The 26,899-nt window shown below is 39.9% G+C and carries 28 protein-coding genes and 1 other RNA gene; 16 read left to right on the top strand and 13 right to left on the bottom strand.

The window, feature by feature from the left end; all coding sequences use genetic code 11:
* Window positions 1-32: 32 nt before the first annotated feature.
* Both ACOB82_RS05315 and ACOB82_RS05320 read left to right on the top strand, forming a co-directional pair.
* Window positions 33-926, top strand: a complete 894-nt coding sequence (locus tag ACOB82_RS05315; RefSeq protein ID WP_448211903.1) for a mechanosensitive ion channel family protein — start codon at window positions 33-35, stop codon at window positions 924-926.
* An 18-nt stretch (window positions 927-944) separates the two neighbouring features.
* A complete protein-coding gene (locus tag ACOB82_RS05320) occupies window positions 945-2,285 on the top strand; it encodes a magnesium transporter (protein WP_448211904.1) in 1,341 nt (446 codons plus the stop codon).
* A 162-nt stretch (window positions 2,286-2,447) separates the two neighbouring features.
* On the opposite strand, the gene ACOB82_RS05325 is transcribed toward ACOB82_RS05320, so the two are convergent.
* Window positions 2,448-3,290 (bottom strand): LysR family transcriptional regulator, encoded by an 843-nt coding sequence (locus tag ACOB82_RS05325; protein ID WP_448211905.1) that lies wholly within the window; start codon window positions 3,288-3,290, stop codon window positions 2,448-2,450.
* 152 nt (window positions 3,291-3,442) lie between these two features.
* Here ACOB82_RS05325 and rimK point away from each other — a divergent pair, with 152 nt between their 5' ends.
* From rimK to ACOB82_RS05340, 3 genes are all read left to right on the top strand, one after another.
* Window positions 3,443-4,348, top strand: coding sequence for a 30S ribosomal protein S6--L-glutamate ligase (gene rimK / locus ACOB82_RS05330; RefSeq protein WP_448211906.1), 906 nt, complete (start codon window positions 3,443-3,445; stop codon window positions 4,346-4,348).
* Window positions 4,349-4,578: 230 nt separating this feature from the next.
* Complete coding sequence (locus tag ACOB82_RS05335) at window positions 4,579-5,010, top strand: ATP-dependent zinc protease family protein (protein ID WP_448211907.1); 432 nt, start codon at window positions 4,579-4,581, stop codon at window positions 5,008-5,010.
* 18 nt (window positions 5,011-5,028) lie between these two features.
* Window positions 5,029-5,886 (top strand): mechanosensitive ion channel family protein, encoded by an 858-nt coding sequence (locus ACOB82_RS05340; protein WP_448211908.1) that lies wholly within the window; start codon window positions 5,029-5,031, stop codon window positions 5,884-5,886.
* Window positions 5,887-5,958: 72 nt separating this feature from the next.
* Here ACOB82_RS05340 and ACOB82_RS05345 read toward each other — a convergent pair whose 3' ends face one another.
* The gene (locus tag ACOB82_RS05345; RefSeq protein ID WP_448211909.1) at window positions 5,959-6,786 is read right to left on the bottom strand and encodes a LysR family transcriptional regulator; all 828 of its coding nucleotides are present in this window, start codon (window positions 6,784-6,786) and stop codon (window positions 5,959-5,961) included.
* Between the two features lie 129 nt (window positions 6,787-6,915).
* On the opposite strand from ACOB82_RS05345, the gene ACOB82_RS05350 reads away from it, so the two are divergent.
* From ACOB82_RS05350 to ACOB82_RS05360, 3 genes are all read left to right on the top strand, one after another.
* Window positions 6,916-7,173 carry a hypothetical protein gene (locus ACOB82_RS05350; RefSeq protein WP_448211910.1) on the top strand — a complete coding sequence of 86 codons (258 nt, stop codon included), beginning with the start codon at window positions 6,916-6,918 and terminating at the stop codon, window positions 7,171-7,173.
* Window positions 7,174-7,178: 5 nt separating this feature from the next.
* Window positions 7,179-7,562: a DUF413 domain-containing protein gene (gene maoP, locus ACOB82_RS05355; protein ID WP_448211911.1), complete on the top strand. Its 384-nt coding sequence runs from the start codon at window positions 7,179-7,181 to the stop codon at window positions 7,560-7,562.
* A 69-nt stretch (window positions 7,563-7,631) separates the two neighbouring features.
* Window positions 7,632-7,904, top strand: a complete 273-nt coding sequence (locus ACOB82_RS05360; protein ID WP_448211912.1) for a hypothetical protein — start codon at window positions 7,632-7,634, stop codon at window positions 7,902-7,904.
* A 95-nt stretch (window positions 7,905-7,999) separates the two neighbouring features.
* Here ACOB82_RS05360 and ACOB82_RS05365 read toward each other — a convergent pair whose 3' ends face one another.
* On the bottom strand, window positions 8,000-8,797 hold the full coding sequence (locus ACOB82_RS05365) for an RMD1 family protein (protein ID WP_448211913.1): 798 nt from the start codon (window positions 8,795-8,797) through the stop codon (window positions 8,000-8,002).
* A gap of 182 nt (window positions 8,798-8,979) precedes the next feature.
* Window positions 8,980-9,933, bottom strand: a complete 954-nt coding sequence (locus tag ACOB82_RS05370) for a CorA family divalent cation transporter (RefSeq protein ID WP_448211914.1) — start codon at window positions 9,931-9,933, stop codon at window positions 8,980-8,982.
* A gap of 209 nt (window positions 9,934-10,142) precedes the next feature.
* Between ACOB82_RS05370 and ACOB82_RS05375 the strand changes: the two genes are divergently transcribed.
* Window positions 10,143-10,628, top strand: a complete 486-nt coding sequence (locus ACOB82_RS05375; protein WP_448211915.1) for a MarR family winged helix-turn-helix transcriptional regulator — start codon at window positions 10,143-10,145, stop codon at window positions 10,626-10,628.
* A gap of 81 nt (window positions 10,629-10,709) precedes the next feature.
* Here the strand turns inward: ACOB82_RS05375 and ACOB82_RS05380 are convergent, their stop codons facing one another.
* The 4 genes from ACOB82_RS05380 to mutS all read right to left on the bottom strand — a co-directional run bounded on the left by ACOB82_RS05380 (window position 10,710) and on the right by mutS (window position 15,534).
* Window positions 10,710-11,141, bottom strand: coding sequence for a PaaI family thioesterase (locus ACOB82_RS05380; RefSeq protein WP_448211916.1), 432 nt, complete (start codon window positions 11,139-11,141; stop codon window positions 10,710-10,712).
* Between the two features lie 130 nt (window positions 11,142-11,271).
* On the bottom strand, window positions 11,272-11,703 hold the full coding sequence (locus ACOB82_RS05385) for a hypothetical protein (protein ID WP_448211917.1): 432 nt from the start codon (window positions 11,701-11,703) through the stop codon (window positions 11,272-11,274).
* A gap of 64 nt (window positions 11,704-11,767) precedes the next feature.
* Window positions 11,768-12,853, bottom strand: coding sequence for a Vgb family protein (locus tag ACOB82_RS05390; protein ID WP_448211918.1), 1,086 nt, complete (start codon window positions 12,851-12,853; stop codon window positions 11,768-11,770).
* A 98-nt stretch (window positions 12,854-12,951) separates the two neighbouring features.
* The gene (gene mutS / locus ACOB82_RS05395; RefSeq protein ID WP_448211933.1) at window positions 12,952-15,534 is read right to left on the bottom strand and encodes a DNA mismatch repair protein MutS; all 2,583 of its coding nucleotides are present in this window, start codon (window positions 15,532-15,534) and stop codon (window positions 12,952-12,954) included.
* A gap of 277 nt (window positions 15,535-15,811) precedes the next feature.
* Here mutS and recA point away from each other — a divergent pair, with 277 nt between their 5' ends.
* The 3 genes from recA to ACOB82_RS05410 all read left to right on the top strand — a co-directional run bounded on the left by recA (window position 15,812) and on the right by ACOB82_RS05410 (window position 19,379).
* On the top strand, window positions 15,812-16,837 hold the full coding sequence (recA, locus tag ACOB82_RS05400; protein WP_448211919.1) for a recombinase RecA: 1,026 nt from the start codon (window positions 15,812-15,814) through the stop codon (window positions 16,835-16,837).
* Window positions 16,838-17,141: 304 nt separating this feature from the next.
* Entirely contained in the window at window positions 17,142-17,570 is a 429-nt protein-coding gene (locus ACOB82_RS05405) for a hemerythrin domain-containing protein (RefSeq protein WP_448211920.1), read from the top strand.
* Window positions 17,571-17,768: 198 nt separating this feature from the next.
* Window positions 17,769-19,379, top strand: a complete 1,611-nt coding sequence (locus tag ACOB82_RS05410; protein WP_448211921.1) for a diacylglycerol kinase family protein — start codon at window positions 17,769-17,771, stop codon at window positions 19,377-19,379.
* A gap of 350 nt (window positions 19,380-19,729) precedes the next feature.
* On the opposite strand, the gene dolP is transcribed toward ACOB82_RS05410, so the two are convergent.
* From dolP to ACOB82_RS05430, 4 genes are read right to left on the bottom strand one after another with little or no spacing between them, the layout of a single operon-like run.
* Entirely contained in the window at window positions 19,730-20,299 is a 570-nt protein-coding gene (dolP, locus tag ACOB82_RS05415) for a division/outer membrane stress-associated lipid-binding lipoprotein (RefSeq protein WP_448211922.1), read from the bottom strand.
* A gap of 2 nt (window positions 20,300-20,301) precedes the next feature.
* Window positions 20,302-20,892 carry a phosphoheptose isomerase gene (locus tag ACOB82_RS05420; protein WP_448211923.1) on the bottom strand — a complete coding sequence of 197 codons (591 nt, stop codon included), beginning with the start codon at window positions 20,890-20,892 and terminating at the stop codon, window positions 20,302-20,304.
* A gap of 15 nt (window positions 20,893-20,907) precedes the next feature.
* Window positions 20,908-21,282: a YraN family protein gene (locus tag ACOB82_RS05425; protein ID WP_448211924.1), complete on the bottom strand. Its 375-nt coding sequence runs from the start codon at window positions 21,280-21,282 to the stop codon at window positions 20,908-20,910.
* Window positions 21,269-23,101, bottom strand: coding sequence for a penicillin-binding protein activator (locus ACOB82_RS05430; protein WP_448211925.1), 1,833 nt, complete (start codon window positions 23,099-23,101; stop codon window positions 21,269-21,271). The genes ACOB82_RS05425 and ACOB82_RS05430 overlap by 14 nt, the downstream gene beginning before the upstream one ends.
* Window positions 23,102-23,179: 78 nt before the next feature.
* On the opposite strand from ACOB82_RS05430, the gene rsmI reads away from it, so the two are divergent.
* The 3 genes from rsmI (at window position 23,180) to rnpB (ending at window position 24,947) form a co-directional block, all read left to right on the top strand.
* Complete coding sequence (rsmI, locus tag ACOB82_RS05435; protein ID WP_448211926.1) at window positions 23,180-24,031, top strand: 16S rRNA (cytidine(1402)-2'-O)-methyltransferase; 852 nt, start codon at window positions 23,180-23,182, stop codon at window positions 24,029-24,031.
* A gap of 3 nt (window positions 24,032-24,034) precedes the next feature.
* The gene (locus ACOB82_RS05440) at window positions 24,035-24,427 is read left to right on the top strand and encodes a hypothetical protein (protein ID WP_448211927.1); all 393 of its coding nucleotides are present in this window, start codon (window positions 24,035-24,037) and stop codon (window positions 24,425-24,427) included.
* A 119-nt stretch (window positions 24,428-24,546) separates the two neighbouring features.
* An RNA gene (gene rnpB, locus ACOB82_RS05445) (RNase P RNA component class A) lies at window positions 24,547-24,947 on the top strand.
* Window positions 24,948-24,996: 49 nt separating this feature from the next.
* Here the strand turns inward: rnpB and ACOB82_RS05450 are convergent.
* Complete coding sequence (locus tag ACOB82_RS05450; protein WP_448211928.1) at window positions 24,997-26,136, bottom strand: helix-turn-helix domain-containing protein; 1,140 nt, start codon at window positions 26,134-26,136, stop codon at window positions 24,997-24,999.
* Between the two features lie 166 nt (window positions 26,137-26,302).
* Between ACOB82_RS05450 and ACOB82_RS05455 the strand changes: the two genes are divergently transcribed.
* A complete protein-coding gene (locus tag ACOB82_RS05455) occupies window positions 26,303-26,719 on the top strand; it encodes a DUF6326 family protein (RefSeq protein WP_448211929.1) in 417 nt (138 codons plus the stop codon).
* Window positions 26,720-26,899 lie beyond the last annotated feature (180 nt).

Genomic DNA, 26,899 nt, shown 5'->3' on the forward strand with positions numbered 1-26,899 from the left:
ACTCAATTTCACAAAGTAGGATTGCTTTACTCATGATGGAATTTATCACCAGCAATAAGCTGATTGTCTCTATTTTATTACTGTTATTGATTGTGCCGCTAAAGCTGTTAGCAGTACGTGTTATTAAACGTAAATATGCCAAAAAAGGTGAAGATAAACGATATTTAATTAATAACCTGCGTAATTTAATTAATGTCATCACTGTTATTATGTTGTTTGTGATTTGGAGCACAGAACTACAACGTTTTGCGTTTTCAATTGCCGCGTTTATTGTCGCGATAGTGCTGGCAACCAAAGAAATTATTCAGTGCATTATTGGCTTTATTTATTTGTCGAGCACTCAACCATTCCGCATTGGCGACTGGATTCAAATTGATGATATGACTGGTGAAGTTGCTGAAACTGATTGGGCGAAAGTAACATTACATGAGGTTGATTTAGCTACGTATTCCTATACAGGTCGCAGTGTTTTTTTACCGAATAGCCAATTTATGACCCAGCCTATTCGCAACCTTAACTATATGAAACGTTATGTAAATCATAACTTTAGAGTCGTTAAAGAAGATACCTTGGCAAACCCATTTCAGTTAAAAGCGCCGTTACTTGAAAAAGCGAAGGGTTATTGTAAAGGGTTTATTGATGTTGCTGAGCGCTATAATTCGCTTATTCAAAATCGTTTAGATATTAAAATTTCTGGCCCTGCACCATCAATCAATATTAGCACCACCGAGCTTGGCAAAATCGCGGTCAGTTTTGAGTTATTTTGCCCAACCCATGACGCCGTGGCGATTCAGCAAAAGTTGACGGAAGATCTACTATTTTTATGGGATCAGGCTAAAACGCAAGCTGCCACTAAAGTTAGTAGTGACCATGGTCGCGAAAACACTAGCCAGCATAGTAAGTCGCACGAAAGTACTGACGTATAGCATTAAAGGAGTGTATCTATGGATAATAAGCAAGTGTCAGTCAATATTGATGAGCTGATCGTCGCCTTGTCTCAGGAAACCGTTGAACTTCCTGAACAATATGCACAGTTAAATGCCTTTGAGTGGGCCGGTATTTTTGAAAGTTTAACCAATGATCAGCGCTTAATTTTACTGCCTAACGTTGATAGCCAGTTAATGAGTGGAATTTTATCGGAAATGCGCGAGGATGCGCGTTTGCAGTTTCTATCGGTTTTACCACAAAGGTTTATTGAGAAAACCATTCGCTCAGGTAGTAACGTTGAAGCGGTTGATATCTTAGAAACCTTGCCGGCGAAAGCGGCTTCTAAAATTATTAAGAAACTAGCGCCTGCCGCGCAAAGCCAAATAGAAACGTCCCTCAGTTATTCCGATGATCAAGTTGGCCGTTACACCGACCAGCAAGTGTATACCGTTGATGTTACTGCCAGTGTTTCAGAGGTGATTACAGAATTAAAGCAAACGGAATTAGCAACTGAGCTTAATAATATTATTGTCGTCGATAGCCATCTTAGTTATTTGGGCGAAGTGTCATTAAAAGAATTATTTAATAGCGATATTGATGCGCAAATTGCTGATATTGTTCACCCATCGGATAAAACCATTGATGATGAAACTGGCTTATTAGAAGCCTCGAATTTAGTGCGCGGAAGTCAACGCAGTTATTTGCCGGTAGTACGGGAAGATGGTCGCTTTATCGGTATTTTCTCAATCCATGATGCCTTACATGTTTTCCAAGAATACTACGAAGGGCAAATGGCGCATTTAGGTCAAGTTAGTGATGAAGATTTATTCGCGCCAGTCAATGTCAGTGCTAAACGTCGGGCAACTTGGCTTGGCATTAATTTACTCACGGCATTTTTGGCCTCTATGGTTATTGGCTTGTTTGATAAAGTGTTGGTGGAAGTGGTGGCGCTAGCGGTACTCATGCCGATTGTTGCTAGTATGGGCGGCATTACAGGCAGTCAATCTTTAACACTTACGGTCAGAGGCTTAGCTACAGGCCAAGTTAGTCAAGGAAACTTAAAGGTTTTACGTGATAAAGAACTTTGGGTGGCAGTGATTAATAGTGGCGTTTGGGCTGTTTTAGTGGCTTTTATTTGTTTTTATTGGTTTAACAATGGTTTATTGGCTTTCATTATCGCTGGCGCAATTGTGGTTAATATGGTGGTGGCAGCATTAGCTGGGGTATTTATTCCAGTTATTTTAGAAAAAGTCGGTATAGATCCAGCGATTGCCGGCTCGGTTATTTTAACCACAGTGACCGATGTTGTTGGTTTCTTTGTATTTTTAGGATCGGCGACGGTGATATTCTTAGCTTAATTTGTTAGTTAATTATCTATTTTTTAAGAATAAAATTTAATCAAAACCTAATGTTTAATAAAATTAATTTATCAAACATTAGGTTTTTTTTATCAATATTGTCGATTTACTGGGCGGTAGTAAGTACCTTTAAATCAAAAGGAAGTTGGGTGTGTACAAATACTAAGCCCGCAAGTAAGGGAATAGCTGCAGTGCATCTTTAATCAAGGAGCTTTTGTGGCTTTTGTTTAAATAAATCGCATAAATATCACGATGGTATTGCGGTGCGTTGGCCAGTAAATGTAAGCGATTTTTACGGATATGCTCAAAACACATTTGCTTAGGTAAATAAGCGCTACCGCCAGCTTCTAGAATAAAGTTTAGCGCAATTCTAGGTTGGCTCATATTATGGCGTACTGGCGATGTTTCGCCAAAGTCACGTAAATATTGGGTATTAATCGACTCGCCATAATCCACCATCACCATGTTTTCTATGTTATCTAAGGTTGCCGTTGGATCTGTGGTGACTAATTGCAGTGGCACAGTGCTGACCTTTTCACTGACGATATTTTCGATATACGGTGGCTCAAATAAGAACGCGATATCAACTATCCGGCTAATGACCTGTTTACGCAACTCCATTGGTGAATAGGTGTGGGTATGTAAGTGAACATCATCTAAATTACGGTGAATTTTTTGTAGCCAATCTTGTAAGACTATGTCCCAAATTGACATCATTGAACCCACAAACAATTGTTTATGCTTGGCTTTTGATACACCTACATCTTGTTTTAACTTTTGCCACATTACTATCATTTCATGGGCATGTTTCACCATGCGGTGGCCTTCCGGCGTTAATTTCAACCGTTTCATTGAGCGATCAAATAATAACACCCCAAGTTCATCTTCTAGTAACTTTATGCGGCTGCTTACTGCGGCCTGGGTTAGAAATAAGTTTTCTGCAGCCGCTCTAAAGTGCAGGGTTTGGCTGACTTCAAGAAATGTAGTCAGTAATTCAATTTTCATAAATTGCCGTCACTAGTAAACAAAGTTTGATAAAAATAATTTATCAAACAATATACTTTAATTCGTTTTTATTTTCACTAGCTAACCTTTAAAGTGCGCGTTTTTTGTCTCGGCAACCTTGTCCCAGCAACAATGAACATTAAGGTTAATAAATGAAGATTGCTATTCTTTCTCGAAGTGAAAATTTATATTCAACGCGCCGCTTAAAAGAAGCGGGATTAGCGCGTGGCCACGATATTGAAGTGATCGACACCTTACACTGTTATATGGATATTACCAGTAGCCGCCCGACGGTACGTTACCATGGTGCTGAATTGCCTAAGTACGACGCCATCATTCCAAGAATCGGTGCCTCTATTACTTTTTATGGTACAGCGGTTGCGCGCCAATTCGAGATGATGGGTACATTTAATGTGAATGAGTCTGTTGCTATTAGCCGTTCTCGTGACAAATTACGCTCTTTGCAGCTGTTATCGCGCAAAGGCATCGGCTTGCCGCGTACGGGGTTTGCCAGTAAACCAGACAATATTAAAGACTTAATTAAAAATGTTGGTGGTGCGCCATTGGTGATCAAACTATTGGAAGGAACGCAAGGTATTGGTGTAGTGTTAGCCGATACTGCCAAAGCTGCTGAAAGTATTATCGAAGCGTTTATGGGCTTAAAGGCCAATATTTTGGTACAAGAATTTGTTAAAGAAGCGGGTGGCGCTGATATTCGCTGTTTAGTAGTGGGCAATCGCGTAGTTGCGGCGATGAAACGCCAAGGCGCTGAAGGCGAATTTCGTTCTAATTTACACCGGGGTGGCAGTGCTGAAATTGTCAAACTATCAAAAGAAGAGCGTGCTACTGCGGTAAATGCAGCCAAAGCAATGGGTTTGAACTTCTGTGGTGTAGACTTATTGCGCTCGCACAATGGCCCTATGGTGATGGAAGTTAACTCGTCACCGGGGTTGGAAGGAATAGAAACGGCAACAGGGCTAGACGTTGCTGCTAAACTTATTGAATTTATTGAAAAAAATGCTAAGTTCAATGCTAATAAAACTAAAGGTCAAGGCTAAGGGTTAACCACTTAACATTAGTGATAACTTATTGCTGAACTTAATAAATCGGCAGGTCTGTTGCTACACTATAAGTCGCTGTTATAAATTTCTGACGTTGGTGGTGGTAATAGCTACTGATAAACAAAAATAGTTAAAAAAAAGAGTTAAAAAATAGTTACATATTGAAAGTATTAAAAAGTTAGTTTTAGCAACAAACTTGGTAATACTTAATCGAGTGAAGTTTAATTATGAAAGATAAATTAATCATTGGCCGTTTGGAAAATATTCAACTACCAAAGTTAGCGATTAAGCAATTAACCGTGCGTGTTGATACTGGCGCACAAACCTCATCATTACATGTTGATAATATTGAACGTATTAAGTTAGATGGTAAGCCGGGCGTTGCTTTTGATATTCATCCTGAGATTCATGATGTTGATAAAGTCGTTCGCTGTGAGGCACTATTGCATGATGTACGTAAGATAAAATCGTCAAATGGTTCAAGCGAACAACGTTATGTAATTAAAACCCCAGCCGTGCTTGGCGATCATAAATGGGAAATTGAAATTACCTTAACTGATCGTTCTGATATGACTTATTTGATGTTATTGGGGCGTCAGGCACTGGGCGATAGCTTTTTAGTGGATGCTTCTTGCGTATTTTTAGCATCAGATAATTAATAGAGGTAATAGCGCTAAATGTTAGAGCAAATCAAAACTTGGCTTAATTTTGAATTATTTACCTTTAACGGTACGGCTTTTACCTTGCTGGAGGTATTGGCTGTACCGCTATGGATTATTCTAGGTCTTTGGTTTGCTAAATTTGTGATTCGTAAAGTTCGTATAACCTTACGTTCAAAAAATAAAGACCCAAATGTAGTGCACTTGGTTGAGCGGGTACTTTACGTTATTTCGCTGATCATTATTTTTATCACTACCTTATCAATGCTCAATGTGCCGATTACTGCATTTGCATTTCTTTCAGGTGCGGTAGCCATTGGTTTTGGTTTTGGCGCCCAAAACATCATTAATAACTTTATCAGTGGCTGGATTCTCATTGGCGAAAAACCAATACGCATTGGTGACTTTTTAGAAGTGGAAGGTGTAAAAGGGCTGGTAGAAGAAATTAATACCCGTTCAACACGTATTAAGCGGGTTGATGGTGTTCATATGTTGATCCCTAACAGTAAATTACTGGAAAACACTGTCGTTAACTGGACGTTAAGAGATAAGTTAATCCGTGGTACTGTGCTTGTGGGAGTGCAATATGGCAGTGACTGTGATTTGGTGGCAAAAATTATGGAAGAAACCACTAAAGCGCATTCAGAAGTGTTAGATACACCAGCAACCAAAGTCTTTTTTCAAGATTTTGGCGATAACGCCTTGATGTTTGAAGTTTATTTCTGGATAAATTCTGAAGTGGAGGGCGGGTTACGACAAGTTGCCAGTGATATTCGTTTTGCCTTTAACCGCGCATTCACTGAGCACAATATTGTTGTAGCATTTCCCCAACGCGATATTCACCTTGATGGTGAACTTGTGGTTAAAAATCAATAAAGTGATTTGATTTATACTTCCAAGCAATGTCGCTAATAAATATCACTAAAAAATACGGTTAATTTAACAATCTTAGTTGCTGGATAATACTTTGATTAACTCTTGTATTAATTCGCTATGGTTATTATTTTTTTTATACACCAAATAAATCGGTCGCTTAACCGCCATTGCACTATCAATTATAAATAGCTTTTGCTTAGCAATTTCTTTTGCTACTAACTCCTGCGGTAAATAAGCTAAGCCCTTGCGTTTGTTTATCAGCTCATAAGCAATACTGGCGGTAGAGGTTTTTATTGTCGGTGTAACTTTATGTGCAAGGGCATGCTCTTTGGCAAAACTTATGCCCCAATCGACAAAAATATAACCATCACTGTTGGCATCAATTGTTGGCTCAGTGCCGACTAAAACAATATTAAAGTAGCCAATAAGTTCGTTAATAAAGTCATCTTCTTTGATTGGATCGGCTAACAGGCCAATATCCAATGACCGATCATCAAGTTTTCGTTGGATTACTTCTCTTACAGAAATCTCTGTGGCCAAAATTGAATGATCAAATAATGGTGTAAGGTCGTCCAGACGCTGATTAAAATAGGCGTCCCATATATTGGGGGTAGCAGCAATATTAAATGCAGTTTTTTGCTGGCTAGCAACGCTTACTTGCTGCTTTGATTCATTGACTTGATCAATAATTAAATGGGCATAGGTTAATAGTGCATCACCAGCTGGGGTTAACTTAAGGTTATTTTTATCACGTACCAAAAGCTTAGCCTGATAAAAATCTTCCAGCTGCTTGATACGCGCACTGACTGCTGCTTGAGTAATGTATAGCTGCTCGGCTGCTTTGCCAAAATGGCGATTTTCAGCAACGGCAATAAAGGTCTTAAAAACGCGAATATCCATAACAATGCCAATCATTTAGCTTGGTTCAAATCTAAAGAAATTTTGTCCATTCGACAATTATTATTTGCTTCTCTTTTTTATTTTTTCTCAATACATTTTGGGCGACAAAACACTGTTGAGGAATTATTGATGAAATACATTCTCTTATTGTTTTTTGGGGTGCTGCCGTTGTCATCGGTAACCGCTGCACAAGACGAAGAGCTGTATAAACCCAATAAGGCGCTGGTACAGGATATTTATACCATGTGCTTGGATGCGCAAACTTTGGAGCAAACACAAGCCTCTGAGGCGTTGCTCTTAGATTGCGTTAATACCGAATTAACTTCGTTGAACTATCAAATGTTTAGCAATATTAATCTGTTAAGTACTTTCCTAGAAGAGGAGTAAGTAATATGGATACGTCAATTAGAGTGGGTAAAACTCGGTTTTATGCCAATGATGTTTTTCCTTACGGATTATCCAGAAGCAGTTACTTTAATAAGCGTGAGTCGGATGAGCTAATAGCCTATGGCAGTACACTTCATGGGTTAGCCTCTGGGATAATAACCCCTGAAAATGAAGAAGAACAGCAGTTTATCGAAGGACTTATGCAGCCAGATTGCACTCTGTATACAGTGAAATTATGGCGCAAATTTTTAATGGCGGTTGAGCACAGAAAAACCTTTCATGGTTTTTCACCAAGTAGCAAAGCGCCAACGTACGATATCAACGTTGAAAGTAGCAATGATGAAGTAGACGACATTGTTATTGATGGTGATATGGAATTGGTGGGCTAATCCACTAAAGACAAATATCGATAAGATATTTTTTATTCATCGCACATTTGCGATTTGAGGTTTTATTTAATGAACAAATTAAAAGTACTTTCTTTGGCAACTATTTTCACTGTTATTGGCATGACTACATCAGTCGCCAATGCCGAAGCAGTGAAAGCTGATCAAGAAATGTTAAATGACATTTTTGAAATTTGTCAGTCAGATGCACAAGAAGATGAAGTGGGTGCTGATATGTTAGTTGAATACATTGTGCAATGTATTACTGAAGATTTGGAAGCCAATAATTTTGAGCCAATTAGCAAAGCTGAATTAGTAAAATTTATTCAGACTAAGTTAGGTTAATCGCTTTAATTAACTTAAGCGAATTAAGTTAAACGAATTAACTAATAGGTTAATACAATCATTGAAAAACCAGCGCTAATGCGCTGGTTTTTTAGTTATTCAAAAAAGTAAATGATAATGTCGATGGCGATAAGTACGATAATAATCCACTCTAAAAATGATGCATGCTTATGGTTTTGCTCGTCAGTTAACATTTCCAGTAACTCGCTAATCGTACTCAGTTTTAACTGTAATAGCTTGGTTCTGGAGTTCAATTCTAAATAGCCCGAAACCAAAATGTAAATCGGCTCAAGTGTCGGCTTTTCCCAAAAGAAATCCGGTGTATCGAGCAAGTTAAATCGAAGTAAAATATCGCATTTATTGCGGTGTAGTTGCCCCCGTAATTTCGCTAATTGCTTTCTTGATAACGCAATTTTTCCAGATTGACTTAACTCATTGGTCAGTTGGTTATTCGTTGTTACCATGCTTTCGGCAATGTCTGCAAATTGTGCCAGTTTTACCGATTGCGCTAACGCATAACTGGCGGCCAGTAACGTATCGTTATCGTCATTCGCTAGAGATAATACATCGTTAACAAAGCTTGGCGCTTTTTCAGGGTTAATTTGGTAATGGCAATGCTCCCATTTAACATTGCCTTGATTATTAGTGACCAAAGGTAAGGCTTGCGTTAGCGTAGTTTTCAGCTCAGGCGTTAACGCCCAAGAAACGGCAACGCCAAAATCAAAAAAGATAACTTTTTGCCCTTCTTGCACCAATAACAGGGCATCATCTTCAATGCGTAGCAATGAGGTTAATTCGAGTTGTCGAATAATAGAGTTGAGTTGATTAAGACCAAATTCATTAATGGTTGGTAAAGTAAAAACTTCAACGCGTTGTAAGGCGTTATTGCTCATAAATGTTAGTTGCACAGGTTAAAAAACTGCGCAGACAATACGCCTGACTTTACCGAAAAAACATCAAATTATTTTTGTCGTCAATCTAAATAAAACAGTGATGATAGAGCAATAAAAAACTCCCCAATTTTAATGGGTTACTGGCCATAAAAAACAACGCCTTTGAATTTATTTGATTGCTGTTATAAGAATTTAAGGCGCCTAAAAATAACGAATTCCAGTACGCCAATAACCGTTAAGATACCGCAAAACCAATAGAATGCATCACCATTTTCAACGCCGGGCATGCCACCTATATTAATGCCAAATAGGCCAGTTAAAAATCCAAGTGGTAGGAAAATGCCGGCAATAATTGAAAGAATATAAGTATTTCTATTCATTAACTCGCTATTTATTTGGCTTATTTTTGCATTGATCACATCAATTTGGCTAATGTAAAAATCGATGGTTTCGACAATGCGGCTCAATACGTCTAATTGGTTGGCTAAGGCAACTTGTTGTTGGGAAAACTGTGGAAGTTCGGCTTTGTTTATTGCCTGTAATGCATGTATTTGCGGCTTTAAAAAACGGTTAAGCTTTAACAAGCGGTTATGCATATCATTGATTTCTTGAATTTGTTGTTTATCAAATTGCTCTCGGTCTTGGGCATCAATAAAGCTTTCGATTGGCTCTAGAAATTGTTCAATACGTAAATTCAATTGACTCAGTATTTCTATCACTAGCAATTCAAGGGTTAGCGGGCCACGACCATTACGCAGGTTTTCTCTTACCGACTCAACGGCGCGTGCGGTTTGCGCATTACAGGTGATAAGCCTTTCTGGCGTATATAACATGCGGACAGTTAACATATCATCCGGTTGCTTACCTTTATTTAAGTTAACACCGCGAACAATTAAGAAAAAACAGTTGTCATTAAATTGCTGAAACCTTGGACGAGTGTCGTTTGCTATCACAGACTCAACAATTGAACGGTCAAAACCTTGCTCTAGTAACCAAGGGCCAAAGGCTGACGATGAGCGATCACAATGAAGCCAAAATGGCGTGATAGACTCACTTTCTACTTGCTGAATAGGTAAAGAATCAGTGCCTGAAATTTTCCAGCCGTCAATAATAAAATCTAAGTGAGCAATATCCATAACTATACCTTAGCGCCGTTTACTAAGCCGCGCGGTTTATCGAGTAAGCACAATGTTTATGCCGTATATTAGCTGAAAATACCAATAATACTTGCTGATATTTTTAATAATATTAAGCAATTAACCTAGAACAACACGCTCTAGATATATGACAATAGATGGCTAGCGGTGTTATCCTTGCCAAATAAATGCCTTACTTTAGAAATATTATGGAAAAATACGAAGAGCTGTTGATTTCAATCAGAAAAGTAATTCGCGCAATCGATCTTCATTCGAAGCAGTTAAATAAGTCATCAGGGGTAACTGGTCCTCAGCTGTTAATAATGCAAGAAATTGCCCGAGTTAAAGGGGTAACTGCCAGCCAAATAGCTAAAAGTATTAACCTAAGTGCAGCGACAGTAACTAATATTTTAGACCGCTTAGAAAGCCGAAAGCTTATAGAACGTGTTCGAAGCTCTGAAGATAAGCGCCGTGTTAGTTTGTATCTTTCCGAGCAAGGGCGTCACTGTTTAATTGATGCGCCAAAGCCTTTGCAAGATCACTTTATTCAAAAGTTTTGTGGCTTAGAAGAGTGGGAGCAGTCTTTACTGTTGTCATCCATGCAACGTATTGCCACTATGATGGACGCTAATGAACTTGATGCCGCGCCTATGCTAGAAATAGACCCTTTGTCGGCAAGTGAACTCAAAGAGTAAGTGTGTGCTTACTCTTTTTGTTTATACTAATTAAACGTATTGTCGATTTATTTTAACCAATTAATTCCATACAAGGCGCTATTAAGCTTTGATCACACACGTCGCACTACCATGAGCGTAAATCGTGCCGTTCGCGTCTTTAATAAAACCTTCTGATGTTGCGATTGTTCGCGATTTAGCAATCACTTTTCCTGTAGCAATCAATGGTGTATCAATTGGCATTGCCTTAACCATTTTAACGTTAAGATCGACCGTGGCGTAAATTGTTTTTGCTGGTAGCGTGGTATGAGTTGCGCAGCCGGTAACCGAGTCTAAAATTGTAGCGGCAAAGCCACCATGAACACCGCCCATTGGGTTCAAGTGGCGGTTGTCTGCTTGTACTTGAAATTCGACAAAGCCATTTTCTGCACGCATCATGGTCATTGGCATCGTTTCTGAAATTGAAGGGTTTGGCAATTTGCCATCGATTATCGCTTGAATGACTTCAAGCCCAGAGAGTTGCTCAATATTCATTTATTTTCCAGACTTTAGAAGTTGTTAACTTTTTGGGTTTGGCTTGGTTAGATATGGCTTTACATGACTTGATTACGATTGGGTAGCAAAACAAGGTCAGCGTTATAACGTAATAAGGTGCATTATTCGCTTAATCAATCGGGTCAAGTTGATGAAATTGTGCCAAATATAGCAAATGTTCGCGGACTTTTTGTTGGATATTTGCTTGAATATGTTCGCCTATCCAAGTACTCGTCGCCGTTTTAGCGGCTAAGTCATCTTCGGTTAACGTCAGGACTATCTGCTGCTTAGTTTGAATATCGCCAACTTTAAGCGCGACTTGTTGCTCTTGATCAATTTGCCAGTCTGCCAATGACGTTTGGCTAAATTTTTTAGCAAATAGCTCGCTAGAAACAAAGGTGAATTGACAGCGGATGCTTTGAGTTTCATCGTGATACCAGTTGGCTTTCAGTGTTTCGAAATTTGCCCATGCTTCAAGCTTTTCTAGCATAGCGCTGGTTAAACCTAATTGCTGGCAAATACCTTGCTCAGCTGAAATAACTATGGGCAACACTAAACTCATAACATACCTATTTTTTCAAACGTCATTTATTCAAAGATACTGTTTTCAAACGTAATGTTTAAATCTAATTATTAAAAGTCGCTTTGCTGATAAAGCCAGCATCTACGCCAAACCAAACTGCATCTGCTTGTTTATCATAAAACATATGCCGCACAGCACCACCGGAAGGGATATTCGAGCTGCTAATAAAGCTTAAGGTTTTAGTGTCAAACACGACTAATTTTTTTGGCGCTTGACCGGTTTCAGCGATCCATAAGCGCTGTTGGCTATCCACCGCCATACCATAGGGATAACTTTTATCTGCTGATGGCATTGGCCATTCGGAAAACTTACCTAGCATGGGTTGATAACGCCCTAGATAGCCTTGACTGTAGTCGACATACCAAACGTCACCATTTTCGGTAATGGTTAAGCGTCTCGGTCGGGCTTTTGCTCTTGGTAGGGTAATTTCGGTTAAGGTGAAAGTATTGGGATCGATTGTTGCGAGTTTATTCGTGCCAAATAACGTTATCCAAAGCTGGCGGTTGGGCGCCAATTTAATGCCATAAGGACGAGAATTCACTGTTGGCACGTTAATAATTTTGCTGGTGCCGCTACGCACCATTAATTTACCTATGGCATTGGAGTGTTGGGCGGTAAACCAAATATCGCCTTGATGGTCGAACACTAAAGTATGAGGGTCGGTTACCTGACTTGGCATATCATACTTAAGAATTTCTTTGGTCTCAGGTATTAACATGCCGATATGACCATTTCGGTTACCGGCATACCAGACATAACTTTGCTTATCGACAATTAGGTTGTGAGGGTGGCTGCCAGGAAGTACATCAAACTGCGTCATTTCGCCAGTTTTAGGATTAAGCCTAGCGAGATAATTGTCGACTTGCCCACAAAACCAGACATCACCATTTGGGGCAACAAACGGATCGCGAGGTCGTCCACCCCACGGAACTTGCCACTCTTGAATATTAACTAAAGATGGCAACGAAATCGCTTTTTCCTCAACTTCATTGTTAGCGACATTGCCTTTGTCATTGCCTTTGTCATTGTTAGTGTCGACGCTTACTTTGACGGTTGAAACTTCATTGTTACTGGCTACTGCTTGAATGCTGCCGATTAGCAGCAATATCAATATTGATAATATACGCATCACAGTCTCCTATTTGAAGTTAATACCTTAGGCATTGTTTGACCTAATTTGCAAGTTCACTTTTAATTCACTTTATCTTTAATTTCACCTAAAAGTGTTTATACCTGTTGTTTAAGTTGATAGAGCAAATCTAGCGCTTGTCTTGGCGTTATATCATCAAGACTCAGTGCTTCAACGGCTTCAACTACAGGGTGTGTGGTAGCTTCAAGTAACTCTAATTGATTTTGCGTTGGTGATGCAGCTAAGCTTTCAGCGCTGATAATTGTAGGTGCTTGCTGAGCTTCTAGTTCATGAAGCCTTTGTTTGGCTCGTTGAATAACAGCTTTTGGAATACCAGCGAGCTGCGCTACCTGTAATCCAAAACTTTTACTGGCAGCACCTTCTTGAACCGCGTGCATAAAAATAATGTTGTCGTCATGTTCCACGGCATCTAAGTGGACATTGGCAAGGTTCGATAGCTGCTCAGCAAGCAAAGTTAACTCAAAATAATGGCTGGCGAATAAGGTAAAAGCTTTGGTTTGAGTCGCCAGCATTTCTGCTACTGCCCATGCCAGCGATAAACCATCGTAGGTACTAGTGCCACGGCCAATTTCATCTAATAAAATCAAGCTGCGCTCTGTGGCGTTATGTAAGATGTTGGCAGTTTCTGTCATTTCCACCATAAAGGTTGAGCGGCCGCTGGCTAAATCGTCAGAGGCACCAATACGGGTGAAAATTCTATCGACTAAGCCGATTTTTGCACTATCCGCTGGCACAAAACAACCTACATGAGCAAGTAATACAATGAGTGCATTTTGTCGCATAAACGTAGACTTACCACCCATATTAGGGCCGGTAATGATTAACATTTCTCGACTGTTATCAAGAACCACTGGGTTGGCGATAAAGGCATCTTTGGTCATTTGTTCAACCACTGGGTGACGTCCTTGCTCTATGGTTATGCCTTTTGTTTCGAATAATGTTGGTTTGGTATAACCTAAAATATCAGCTCGCTCAGCAAAAGTATTAAGTACATCAAGTTCTGCCAATGCTTCGGCAAGCGTTTGTAACTTGGCAAGTGATGGCATCACCAAATCAAACAGTTGGTCATACAATCGTTTTTCTAATGCAAGAAACCGACTTTGAGCACTTAATACGGTTTCTTCGTGCGCTTTTAATTCTTCGGTAATATAACGCTCATTATTTTTTAAGGTTTGGCGACGTATGTAGTCAGCCGGCACTTGCGAAACTGAGGCTTTACTAACCTCAATAAAAAAGCCGTGAACCTTGTTATAACCCACCTTTAGCGTTTGAATGCCGGTTTTTTGTTTTTCTTTCGCTTCAATTTCGGCCAATAAATTGGTGGCGCCCTCGCTTAAATCGCGTAAATGATCAAGCTCTTGATGATAGCCAGGTGCGATAACACCACCATCGCGAATTAGCACTGGCGGGTTTTCGACAATGGCTTGATTCAGTAGTTGATAAAGCTCATCAATAGGTTGGGTGTTCGCTTTAATATTTGTTAAACAGTTATTGGTACATTGTGCCAATATAGTTTGCAATTCTGGCAATTGGCTAAGTGATTGACGCAGTCGAGCAAAATCACGTGGTCTTGCTGATCGAAGAGCAATACGCGCTACGATACGTTCAACGTCGCCAATTTTCTTTAAATTTGGTTGTAACTCGCTATATCTTTCGTTATCAAGCAGTGTGCTAACTGATTCAAGTCGGGTGTTAAGCGTAGCTAAATCACGTAGCGGGAAATGTAGCCAGCGCTTTAATAAGCGAGAGCCCATTGGTGTTGAAGTTTTATCTAATACTGACGCTAAGGTGTTTTCAGTACCGCCCTGTAGGTTTTGAGTGAGCTCTAAATTGCGACGGGTTGCGGCATCTAAAATCACACCTTTTTGAGATGATTCTGCAATCAGTGAGCGAATATGTGGCAGCGCGGTGCGCTGACTGTCTTGCACGTAGTTAAGTAAGCAACCTGCGGCGCATAAACCGCGAGGGTAATTATCTACACCAAAGCCAGATAATTCCTTGGTATTAAATTGTTTGGTTAAGATAGCGATCGCTGTTTGGTAATCATAATCCCACTCGGGACGACGGCGCAGCCCTTTATATTGCTCAATTAGTGCGAAATCAGTGAAGTCTTCTGGGTATAAGAGTTCCGCAGGTGACAAGCGCTGTAATTCAGCTTGCAATTGTTCGGCACTATTCGGTTCGTTGAGGACAAATCGGCCACTGGTCATATCCAAATAAGCTAGGCCAAAGCCTTGTTTAGTTTGCGCGATAGCAACAATTAAATTGTCTTGGCGATCAGGCAGTAACGCTTCATCGCTGACGGTACCTGGCGTAACAATACGCACCACTTTTCGTTCAACAGGGCCTTTACTGGTTGCTGGATCGCCAATTTGTTCACATATGGCTACAGATTCACCCAACTGCACCAATTTGGCTAAATACGTTTCAACGGCGTGATAGGGAACACCAGCCATTGGAATAGCGTTGCCACCTGACTTACCGCGTGCAGTTAATGAAATGTCCATTAAGTCTGCGGCTTTTTTGGCATCGTCATAAAACAACTCATAAAAGTCACCCATACGATAAAACACCAGAATATTAGGAAATTCTGCTTTTATTTTCAGGTATTGGCGCATCATAGGGGTATGAGTGGTTAAATCTGGCGAAGGTGTAGTCATTGAATTGTTATTAGGTAAATAAATCTGTTGGAAATTATGCCATAAACAACCGGGCTTAACACCTAGCCAAGTGACCATATTTTTACTGTATAAAACTACTGTTGATAACTTGTATAAATTTCGTTCATATAGCCGCTCGCAAAAATAAATCTATTAATTACTTTGACTTATGTGAAAATAACTAAAAAATATTAAATTACACTTGATACTGTATTCTCATACAGTATACTGAGCGCAACTTAATGAATAAACGTTGTCGTATTTTTTGGAGCGATAAATGGACGAGAATAAAGAAAAAGCACTCGCAGCAGCCTTAGGTCAAATTGAACGCCAATTTGGTAAGGGTTCAATTATGCGTTTAGGTGAAAACCGTAGCATGGATGTAGAAACTATTTCTACAGGTTCATTAGGCTTAGATATAGCTTTAGGTGCTGGCGGTTTGCCGCTAGGTCGAGTTGTTGAAATCTTTGGTCCAGAATCTAGTGGTAAAACTACATTAACTTTAGAAGTTATCGCTGAAGCACAGCGCAATGGTAAAGTGTGTGCTTTCGTAGATGCTGAGCATGCGTTAGATCCTATTTATGCAGCTAAATTAGGCGTTAATATTGATAACTTATTAGTATCTCAACCAGATACTGGTGAGCAAGCGTTAGAGATTTGTGACATGTTAACTCGCTCTGGTGCTGTTGATGTGATTGTTGTTGACTCGGTAGCAGCATTAACACCTAAGGCAGAAATTGAAGGCGACATGGGTGACTCTCATATGGGTCTTCAAGCGCGTATGTTGTCACAAGCAATGCGTAAGTTAACGGCTAACTTGAAGCAATCAAACACCATGATGATTTTCATCAACCAAATTCGTATGAAAATTGGTGTGATGTTTGGTAACCCTGAAACTACTACTGGTGGTAACGCGTTAAAGTTCTATGCGTCAGTTCGTTTAGATATTCGTCGCATTGGTGCAGTGAAAAACGGTGAAGAAATTGTTGGTAACGAAACTCGCGTTAAAGTGGTTAAAAACAAGATTGCGCCTCCGTTCAAGCAAGTTGAATTTCAAATTCTTTATGGCGAAGGTATTAATAGCTTAGGTGAGTTAATTGACTTAGGTGTACAAAACAAGATGGTTGAAAAGGCCGGTGCTTGGTACAGCTATAATGGTGATAAAATTGGCCAAGGTAAAGCGAAAGCGGTTGAGTACCTAAGAGAAAATAAAGATATTGCCAAAGAGTTAGATACTCGTTTACGAGAAATGTTCTTGAATAATAAACCTGTTGAGTCAACAGAGGTTGTAACAGAACAGTAAGCTTTTACTTATCGTAGATGCTACGCTAGAGTTTGTTTAAATCCCGCCAATGGCGGGATTTTTTTTGGTTTGCCTTTAGCACTTGGCTTTAGTTGAATAGTTGACAGTGCCGCTAATTTGTAATTTCACTGGGCAGATTCGCATTTTGCGGTAGAAGCCTGTTAGTATATTTATTGTAAATACAATCATGTAGGAGATCGTTTGTCTGAGACATCCAAAATTGAATTTGCTTCGTAATAAAGAATGTCAAATGGAAACAGAGTATGGATCAGATAATAATTAGTTAAATATAGAGGAGATTATAATGGATATTTTTGCCGCGATAAAACAAGATCACGAAAAACAGCGTTTACTTATGAAAGCTGTGGTGGAAACGAGCGGTGATTCAGAAGCGAGACAACATTTTTTCAAAGATTTAAAACATCAATTATCACAACATTCTATTGCAGAAGAACGCTGTTTTTATGCACCACTGATTGATTCAGATCACACAATAGATTTAACCCGCCATGGTATTGCAGAGCATCAAGAAATTGATCAATATCTTGCAGAGTTCGATAAAAGTGACATGAGCTCACCAGCTTGGTTAAAAACCATGAAGGCACTTCAACATCGAGTATTGCACCATTTAGCAGAAGAGGAACGCGAGTTTTTCCAACAAGCAGGTAAGGTGTTAAGCGATAGCCAAAAGCAAACTCTAGCTCAACAATATCAGCAAGAAATGCAGCAATAACCTTATTTGCCAGTCATCATTAGTTGTTTCATTAAGCCGCATCAATTCAAATTTTTCATCAAGTTTCTTTCTGCTGTTGAGGCAGGTTGATGCGGTTAACGCTAATGTAAATCGTTAAATGTTAAGGCTACTAGGGTGTATATTTTTACTGTCAATTAAACGGCATAAATTGCCTGACTTAAGGAGGAATACTAAAGGATGTATATTACAAAATATTATATTGCAGGCGCAATTTTGGCTTTTTTTGCCGCGTTTATGACTGCTAGTAGCTATTTTTCGCTGATGTTTGCTTGGTTGGGATTGTCGCTTGGTTTGGTGAGTATTGCGTACCTGTTTAATGTTCCATCGATTTTTCGCAAGAAGGATAATGGTAGTATTCCAATTTATATTCGCTGGTTGTTTATTCCATTTTTACTTGGGGCTCAGCTTTATAATAGCTGGGCTCGGCGTAATGACACTGTACCATCGATTCAGCAAATAGAAGATAAGCTATTTTTAGCTTGCCGTCTGCTTCCTTCAGATATTAACTACTTAAAGCAACAGAAAGTTTCGGCAATTTTAGACGTAACCGCTGAATTTGATGGGCTTGATTGGACGGCCGAAAGTAGTGATTTACACTATCTAAATATTCCTGTGCTTGACCATAAAGCACCATCGAGCGCGAAACTTACTCACGCTATTAACTGGATTGAAAGTCAAATCAACCAATCTAGAACAGTCGTTGTCCATTGTGCACTAGGGCGCGGTAGATCAGTAATGGTGGTAGCGGCTTATTTGCTAGCTAAACATCAACATCTTTTAGTAGTACAAGCTTTAGCAAAGGTTCAGCATGTTAGGCAAACGGCAGCGCTTAACGATTATCAACTAGCCAAATTGACACAAATGGTAAAGCAAAACGTCGTTAAATTAGCTGAACCTATCACCCTTATTGCTAATCCTGTCGCTGGTGGAGGTAAATGGCCGACCTATCAACGAGCAGTTATTAACCAACTAACTGCTAAGTATGTTGTCGATATTATTACAACGACACCCGAGTATTCAGCAACAAAAGCTACCGAGCAAGCTTTACGATGTGGCGCAAAACACATAGTCGCTTGCGGTGGTGATGGCACAGTGACTGAAGTTGCAGAGCAACTGGTATCACGTAACGTATCAATGGGAATTTTACCTATGGGGACGGCCAACGCATTAGCCCACGTATTGCTTGGTATTCAAACAAAAGTACAGCCAGTGACAGTTGCTTGTAATGCGATTTTGGCGGGTAATACGAGAAAAATCGACACGGCAACCTGTAACGAAGAACCGATGTTGCTTGTAACCGGGCTAGGATTTGAGTACGGCATGATTGCTGGTGCCGATAGGAATAAGAAGGATGACGGTGGGCAATTTGCTTATGTAAAAGCTTTATTAGATACCGTCATTCGAAATCAATGCTTGGCGTTAACCTTATGCATTGATGATAAAGAGCCGTTTGATGTGAATACATCAAGCTTAGTTATTGCCAATGCTGCGCCGTTTACAACAGTGTTGGCTCAAGGTGGTGGGTCACCAAACATCGCAGATGGTTTATTAGATGTGACTTGGATTAATGACACTGAACAAGCGTCGGAACAATTAATTACCCTATCGGAATTAGCGCTGTCAGGTATCAGTGATAATGTTAAGTCATCGCTAAGTAAACACTGCACAGCGAAAAAAGTGACGGTCAAGGCGAACGAAAAGTTAGACTATGTTGTTGATGGTGAAGTAAAAGAGGCACAGGAGATTGTGGTTGAAATTATCCCAGCATCGTTAATTATTTATTGCTAAGAACCACAACTCCCTGCGATTTTATTCTGGCAATTAGATGGGAAATAAACTACTCAGCGCCAACGTAACCTTTCCAAATAAGGCAACTATTAAAGAAGGGTTGTTGAGGCGCGATGCATATTTAATTGAAACAAGCATCTTAAGAAGCTGAAAAAGAAAATGCTGACTAACTTAAGTATTGATTTGTCTTCAATAACGCTGACAATACGCCTTAATAATAATGTATTAAAACGAAAATTACTGGTGTCAAATAAACAAAAATGAACGTCGCGCTATCGCGACGCTATATATTGAGCAATTATATTGTTGCTACTTTAACATTAGTTCTGTTTTCAGTTGTCGATTAAGGTTTATTGATATTCAAAAACCTTAATTACTCGGTTAACACCACTGATATTACGAGCAACTTCCACCGCTTGATCAGCAATTGCTCTTGGTACTAAACCCATTAGGAAAACTTCACCGTTTTCCGTGACCACTTTGATGTTAGATGCATCTAAGTCACCGTGTTGAAATAGGGCAGTTTTTACTTTAGAAGTCAGCCAGATGTCATTACTTTTTGTTGCTACTGACACTGAGTTGCCAATGCGAATTTGATTGTGAATTTGGGCGACATTATCAATTTTCTTTAGAATCTTTAACGCTTCATCGCGTAAATAAGTATTCTGTGCTTGCCCTACAACTAACATTGAGCCATTCATACTAGTGATGCTGAGGTTAGTATTTTCTGAAATACCTTTGTGATCAGCCAATGCGGCATAGGCATCAAATTCAATTGCTTGATCATCTATTTGACGACCAACACTGCGATTATCTGTCGCAACACTAGCAACTGTAGCTACGCCAACAACCGCTGCTGAAACGCAACCTTGTAATATAGCAACGGTTGCAGATAAAACGGCAAATTTTGCTAAATTCACGTTTAGTCCTCGCTTTGTGGAAATAAAGTAGTATCGATAATTTCGCATAGGCAATGGATCACAAGTAGGTGTACTTCTTGGATGCGGGCTGTACGAGGAGAAGGGACGCGAATTTCGACATCATTCTCACCCAATAATCCAGCAATGTCACCACCGTCTCTACCGGTTAGCGCTATTATCGGCATATCGCGCGCTACTGCGGCTTCAATGGCTTTAATCACGTTCTTAGAGTTGCCACTAGTAGAAATAGCTAACAGTACATCACCTTCATTGCCTAATGCTCTTACTTGCTTTGAGAATACTTCGTCGTAATGGTAGTCGTTAGCAATAGAGGTAATGGTTGAAGAATCTGTTGTTAAGGCAATCGCTGGTAAGCTTGGACGTTCAGTTTCATAACGGTTTAACAGCTCTGAAGAAAAATGCTGAGCATCGCCAGCTGAGCCGCCATTACCGCAACTTAATATTTTTTTACCATTAAGTAGCGCTTGAACCATTACCATTCCAGCTTGTTCAATTGGCGCTGCTAGCGCCTCGCTAGCGGCAATTTTGGTTTGAATACTTTCTTTAAAGTTATCTTTTATACGCTCTAACATAAGAGTGTTGGCTCCTTAAAAGGCATTTTTCAGCCAGGTTATTTGTGGTTGGCCTAAGTTGCCTTGTAGTGCCACCACATCAAATCGACAAGGGGTATTATATTCATTTAACCCCGATTGTTGGAGATAAAAAGAAGCACAAAGTTTAAGTTTTTGTTGTTTACTAAGTGAAACTGTTGAAATAGCACCACCATAATTCGCTGACTGGCGATATTTCACTTCAACAAATACATAGCTGTCATTGTCTAGGCAAATAATATCTACTTCACCAAATTTGCTGGAGAAGTTTTTGGTCAGCACTTTTAAACCTTGGCCAATTAGGTAATTAGCGGCGAGTTGTTCTGTTTGATCACCAACCGCTTTAGTGGTCAACGCGTTAATCCATTTCAATTTGACCCACACTTTCCTTGGAATAGCGACCCCATAACAGGCTACGTGTTAAAATATGGTCTTGATTCAACATGAGTGTACCAATTTGACCTTCATGGCGAATATAAGGTTTTGTCGCCATCATAGTGACCTTACTTGCTAAAGCCAAAGCGTCATACCCCATGGCGAAAATTCGTTGCAAACTATCACTTCGGTTAGGGAAAAGTGTATCACTAAGGCTTACTAATTCTGAATTTTGCTGGTCACTTTTCAATAGCCAAGGCATTTCGGTAAAACTAAGTCCTACTAAATCTCTGGTGTCACTTTTATCGACCTGTGCGCTATGGCTGCGGCTGCTAGCAAAAATTGGAATAGTGTCGGCAAATGGGCTAATGCTTACATCAATATAAGGTTTTAATAGCCGCGTTTGAGTTGAAGAGCCAACAATATAAATCATATCAATATCGCGTCTATTGCGGGTTTCAGTTTTGATGGTTTGTTTCAAACGACGATTTAACTGATTAATTCTGGCCTGGCTTTGTTCAACGCCAAGCGCTGATTTCAGCATAGTTTGCATTTGCTTGCCTTGAGTAAAAGGCAGAATTTGTGGTTGGAAGTCGTTAACTCTTTGCCATTCTGTAACGAATGCATTGGCAATACGTTGGCTTACATTATCTTCATGCACTAATACGATCGGCATTTTGAAATTTTGTCGTGCCAAAGTTGTTGCGGCTTGAATGGCTTCATCTTCCGGGCGCATTGAAATAGCAAACTGGTTTTCAGCTAATGGCAGGTTTGTTGGAATATTAAGTAATAATGTCGGTAAGTTAAGTTCTGGTGTTGCTAGATAACGTTCAACGTGCTCGCGAAGCAGTGGGCCTATAACAAAATCAATGGCTTTATCTTCTAACTCTGTTGCCATTAGGCTCCAGTCGATAGTTTCTGCATCAAAAAAATATAACTCACTAGCTTTATTATCTGCATACGCAGCGAGTATACCTTGCTGCGCCGCGTTGCCAGCGGCTTGCTGTTTACCGGTTAACGGTAAAATTACGGCTATTCGTTGTGGTTTTAGCTCTTCTTGTTTCACGTTATCGTTAATAAGCGCATTTACAATAGAGTTGGCTGGATGAGTAGAAAAACGCTTTTGCCATAGACTAAGTTGCTGTGCGAATAAACTTTCGTCATAACCAAATTCATTAGCTAGTTTTATCAAGTTTAGCCAACCTTTAATATAAGGCACCTCCTGCTTGGCGACATATGATAACTGCCAACTTGATAACGTTTGAAAGCTCTGCCAAATATTGTCAATATCGAGCTCTGTCGCTTGTGAATCTAAAGCAAATGCGTTTAGCAGAGCTATAATTTTGAGCTCTTTGAACCCTCGTTGCTCTTGAATTTCAGCTAATAAATAATAATAACCGCTGGTAAACTGACCTGAATTTTCATTGACTTGTGATAGCGTAGTTAATGCTTCATCTTGATAACCTAAACGAAATAAGGCTTCTACCAACACTAAACTTATCCGAAAGCTCGCTTCCGCTGTAGTGGTTAATGCACGCGTTTTATTGGCTAACCATAACGCTTGGTCATAGTTTTGTTCTTTAATAAATAACTCAGCTGCTAATACTAGTGATAAAACCGCCTCATTTGGTGACTGTTTTTTACTTTGTGCAATGTAGTCAAGTGCTGTCATATCAGCTTCTGGCTCGGGAATAACTTGCTTAACAGCTTGGGTAGGCTGTGTGGTTTTAGGTGTAGCACAGCCATAGAGTAACCCAGTAAAACAGGCAATTATTGCAAGCGAACGAACAGGTGTTTTAAAAAATTCTAACTTCACTAAAGGGAAATCCGTGCGTTTAGGTATGGGTTTATAATAAACTTCATCCTATACACACTCAACCATTGCCCAATTTAAATGACTGATTTTCAAGTAGCATCTGGCACTTTATACGTAGTTTCTACCCCTATTGGCAATTTAGGCGACATTACTCAACGCGCCTTAGATGTTTTAAGCCAAGTAGATTTGGTCGCTTGTGAGGATACCCGCCATACTCAAAAGTTGTTGAGTGCCTTTAGCATTAAAGCTAAAACATTTTCGTTGCATGATCACAATGAACGTCAACGTCAGGAGCAAATAGCTAATTGGTTGACTGAAGGTAAGTCAATAGCACTTGTCTCTGATGCTGGTACTCCGCTAATTAGCGATCCCGGCTTTCACATTGTTAAAGATCTTAAATTACAAAACCTGCCGGTAGTTCCTATTCCCGGTGCATGTGCGGCCATTGCCGCGCTATCAGTAGCAGGTCTGCCAACCGATCGCTTTACCTTCGAAGGTTTTTTACCGTCTAAAACTGGTGCAAGGCAAAAAGTGTTGGCTGAGCTTGCCAATGAGCCGCGTACTATGGTGTTTTATGATGCACCGCGCCGTGCGTTAGATACTATGCTGGATATTGTTCATACCTTAGGTGGTGAGCGTCAGGTTGTTATTGCCAGGGAGATCACTAAAACCTTTGAAACGATTAAAGCTGATAGCGCAGAAAATTTTGTTACATGGCTTACAGCAGATCCAAATCAGCTAAAAGGTGAAATGGTGTTAATCATTGAGGGGAAAACGCTTGATTCAGAAGCAATATCTCCAGAAATTGAGCAAACACTGAAATTATTGGTGGAAGAATTACCGCCGAAAAAAGCTTGCGCAATTGCTGCTAAAATATATGGTGTAAAGAAAAACCAACTGTATGATTTAGCGTTATCAATCAGAGAGTAGTAAATGATAGTGCATGGCGACTTTAGTGTTTCATTAATCAATAACATCATTAGCAGCCGCTTGGCCGGTAGTTTTAATGAAGCCGGCTGCTTGGCTTATGTTGCAGCAGTAAAAGAAAAAGTCGCGTTACTCAACGCAAAGCCATTTGTTATGTTAATTGATGACTTAGCGCTGGAAGGTGGCACACCAGAGGCTTACGTGGCACTTGAAGACTATAATCGCTGGCTTAATACTCAACCAATCATCGCGAAAGCTTTTTTGATAACATTTAGCTCACAAAAAGAAATTATTTTGCAGCGTACCCCAAGTTTAGCTCAGCAGAATATTGCTTTTTTTAAAACGCGCACCGATGCCGAACATTGGCTGGAACAGCAGTTATTAGCACAATCGAGATAAATTTAAGTCGGCTAAAACGCTTGCTTTTTATAAGCACCAGTCCGCTTTTACTTTACGATAAATTCAACGCTCAAAATCCGTTGCTAGCGTCTTTGGCAAATTTACTATAAAATCCGCCGCGAGTTAGCCAGACAATCGCTGCTCGTTCGTTGTACTTTTTAAGTATACGGTTCGAGGGGAGGAAAGTCCGGGCTCCAAAGAGCAGGGTGCCAGATAACGTCTGGGCGGCGCAAGCCGACGACAAGTGCAGCAGAGAGAAGACCGCCGATGGCTGACTTCTACTTCGGTAGAGGGCAGCACAGGTAAGGGTGAAAGGGTGCGGTAAGAGCGCACCGGGCCGCTGGTAACAGTGGGCAGCAGGGTAAACTCCACCCGGAGCAAGACCAAATAGGGTTTCATATGGCGTGGCTCGCGTTGAAACCGGGTAGGTTGCTTGAGCCTTAGCGCGAGTTAAGGCCTAGACGAATGATTGTCGCTATCTTTGATAGAACAGAACCCGGCTTATGTGCTAGCTCACTTTCTTCAATAACCGCTTGTTTTTCTTTATGTGAGACAAGCGGTTGTTTATTTTATGCTGACGACTTCGCTTCATTTCGATAGGCGGTAGGTGTGACTCCTGCTACCTTTTTAAATGCCGTATTAAATGTTGACTTAGAATTAAAGCCCGCGTCAAAAGCAATGTTAGTTACCGTTTTATTGGTACTTATTAATAAATCCATCGCATGTTTCACCCGATAACTATTCACAAATTGAAAGAAATTTGTTTGTAAGTACTGTGACAAGGTTTCGGAAATATGATTTTCGCTAACGGCAATTGCGGCTGAAAGTTTGTTTAATGATAAGTCATCTTCTAAGAACAGTGCATTTTCAGCGATTATATTTTGAAGTTTACTCGCGATCTGCTTCATTTTGCTTGTCGTTAAATTCGGAGTGCGTACTGACTCGCTACTAGGTTTACCCTTATCAGCATCATTAATATTTGGCTGACGTAAGGCAAAATGGCAAAAAAACATTAAAACTAAGGCTTCTGCTAATGGTAAAACAATACCAGTGCCAAACCATTTCCAGCCGAGAAAGTTCAGGGAAAAATCGATTGCGAACAATAGCCAAACACAGCTCCAAAGCACGAGTAAAACACTAAACCAGTCCATTGCTCGCTTCTCGATATCAGCAAAGCGCTCCATTAATTGTCTGCGATGTTGTTGTTGCAACTTAAACGCTGCAATTAGATAGATACCAGTAAACACAATAAACGCAATCATGGCAAATAAGCAGGTAAATAGGGCAACTTTAAATAGTTCCGCGTCTCTTGTAGCTGGGTTTGCTAACGCTAATTTTTCTTGGGCGCTTATACCAAGGACAAATGGCAACATACCAAGAATAACAACCATTGGGCCAAGTACAGCCAATACCCAAGCCATTTTTGGCGGGCTCTTTTTAGGGGACATACTTGCGAATGCATAAAAATATAGTGCTGGTCCGAGCAACATTCTCATTGGAAATTGTGCGCCAGCTAGAGATGGCGCATATCGATAGGCGCCTGAATAGATAAATAGCTCCCCAAGAATATGAATCAATAATAATGATAGCAATCCTGCGAGGTAAAATGATTGTCGCTTTTTAGTTTGGCTATTTAGCTCAATTAAAGCAAAAATCATTACTCCCATCATACTGGAATAGATAATTGTCGGTATGACATGAACTGCCACCTTGAAATCCTTTTGTATCTATCGTGTGGTTAGTTATTTTTCAATTCTACCTAATTTTTTCAAAAATAATTGAATAAATTGGTTCGAATGGGCCTATTCGAACGACAAGGCTGCGGGATTCAAGCAATTTTCTTATTGAAATTTATTTAATTGAGAGAAAAGCAAAATGACATTTATTGATTGGGATGGAAACCGTAAAAACCTACTTTCTGTACTTTGGATATATCTAACAGTGAATTACATCTATTGCGATGTGTTTACTCTGCACCTTGCCAAATACTTAGAGGCGTTTTTATCTGGCAAAGTGGGAAGTATGGAGATCACCGAAGAATTCTTACTCATCTATGCGGTGATTATGCAAATACCGATGATTATGATTGTCTTGTCACAGTTGTTGTCTTTTAAGCCCAATAAATTTGTCAATATTGCTGCCGGCGTTGTTACCACATTAAATCAAGCCTACACAGTCAGCATGGGTGGGACACTTCACTTTATGTTATTTAGCTTTTTCGAAATTGCTACGGGATTAGCTATTATCTACCTTGCTATATCTTGGAAACAAGGTGCAATATCAGTGCGCTAAATAAAAACAACATGATATTTGTCAATGGCTATGTTCCCGTAAATTGTTGCTACACTGTATGTAGATACAGTTAACGAGGGTTTACTCATGATCCCAGCACAATTTACAAAGCTGATAACCGAGTTAGAAAACTTAACGGATAGCCAAGCCCGTTATGTAGAGAAGCTGCTGAAAGGCACG

The sequence above is a fragment of the Colwellia sp. MEBiC06753 genome, assembly GCF_053470325.1.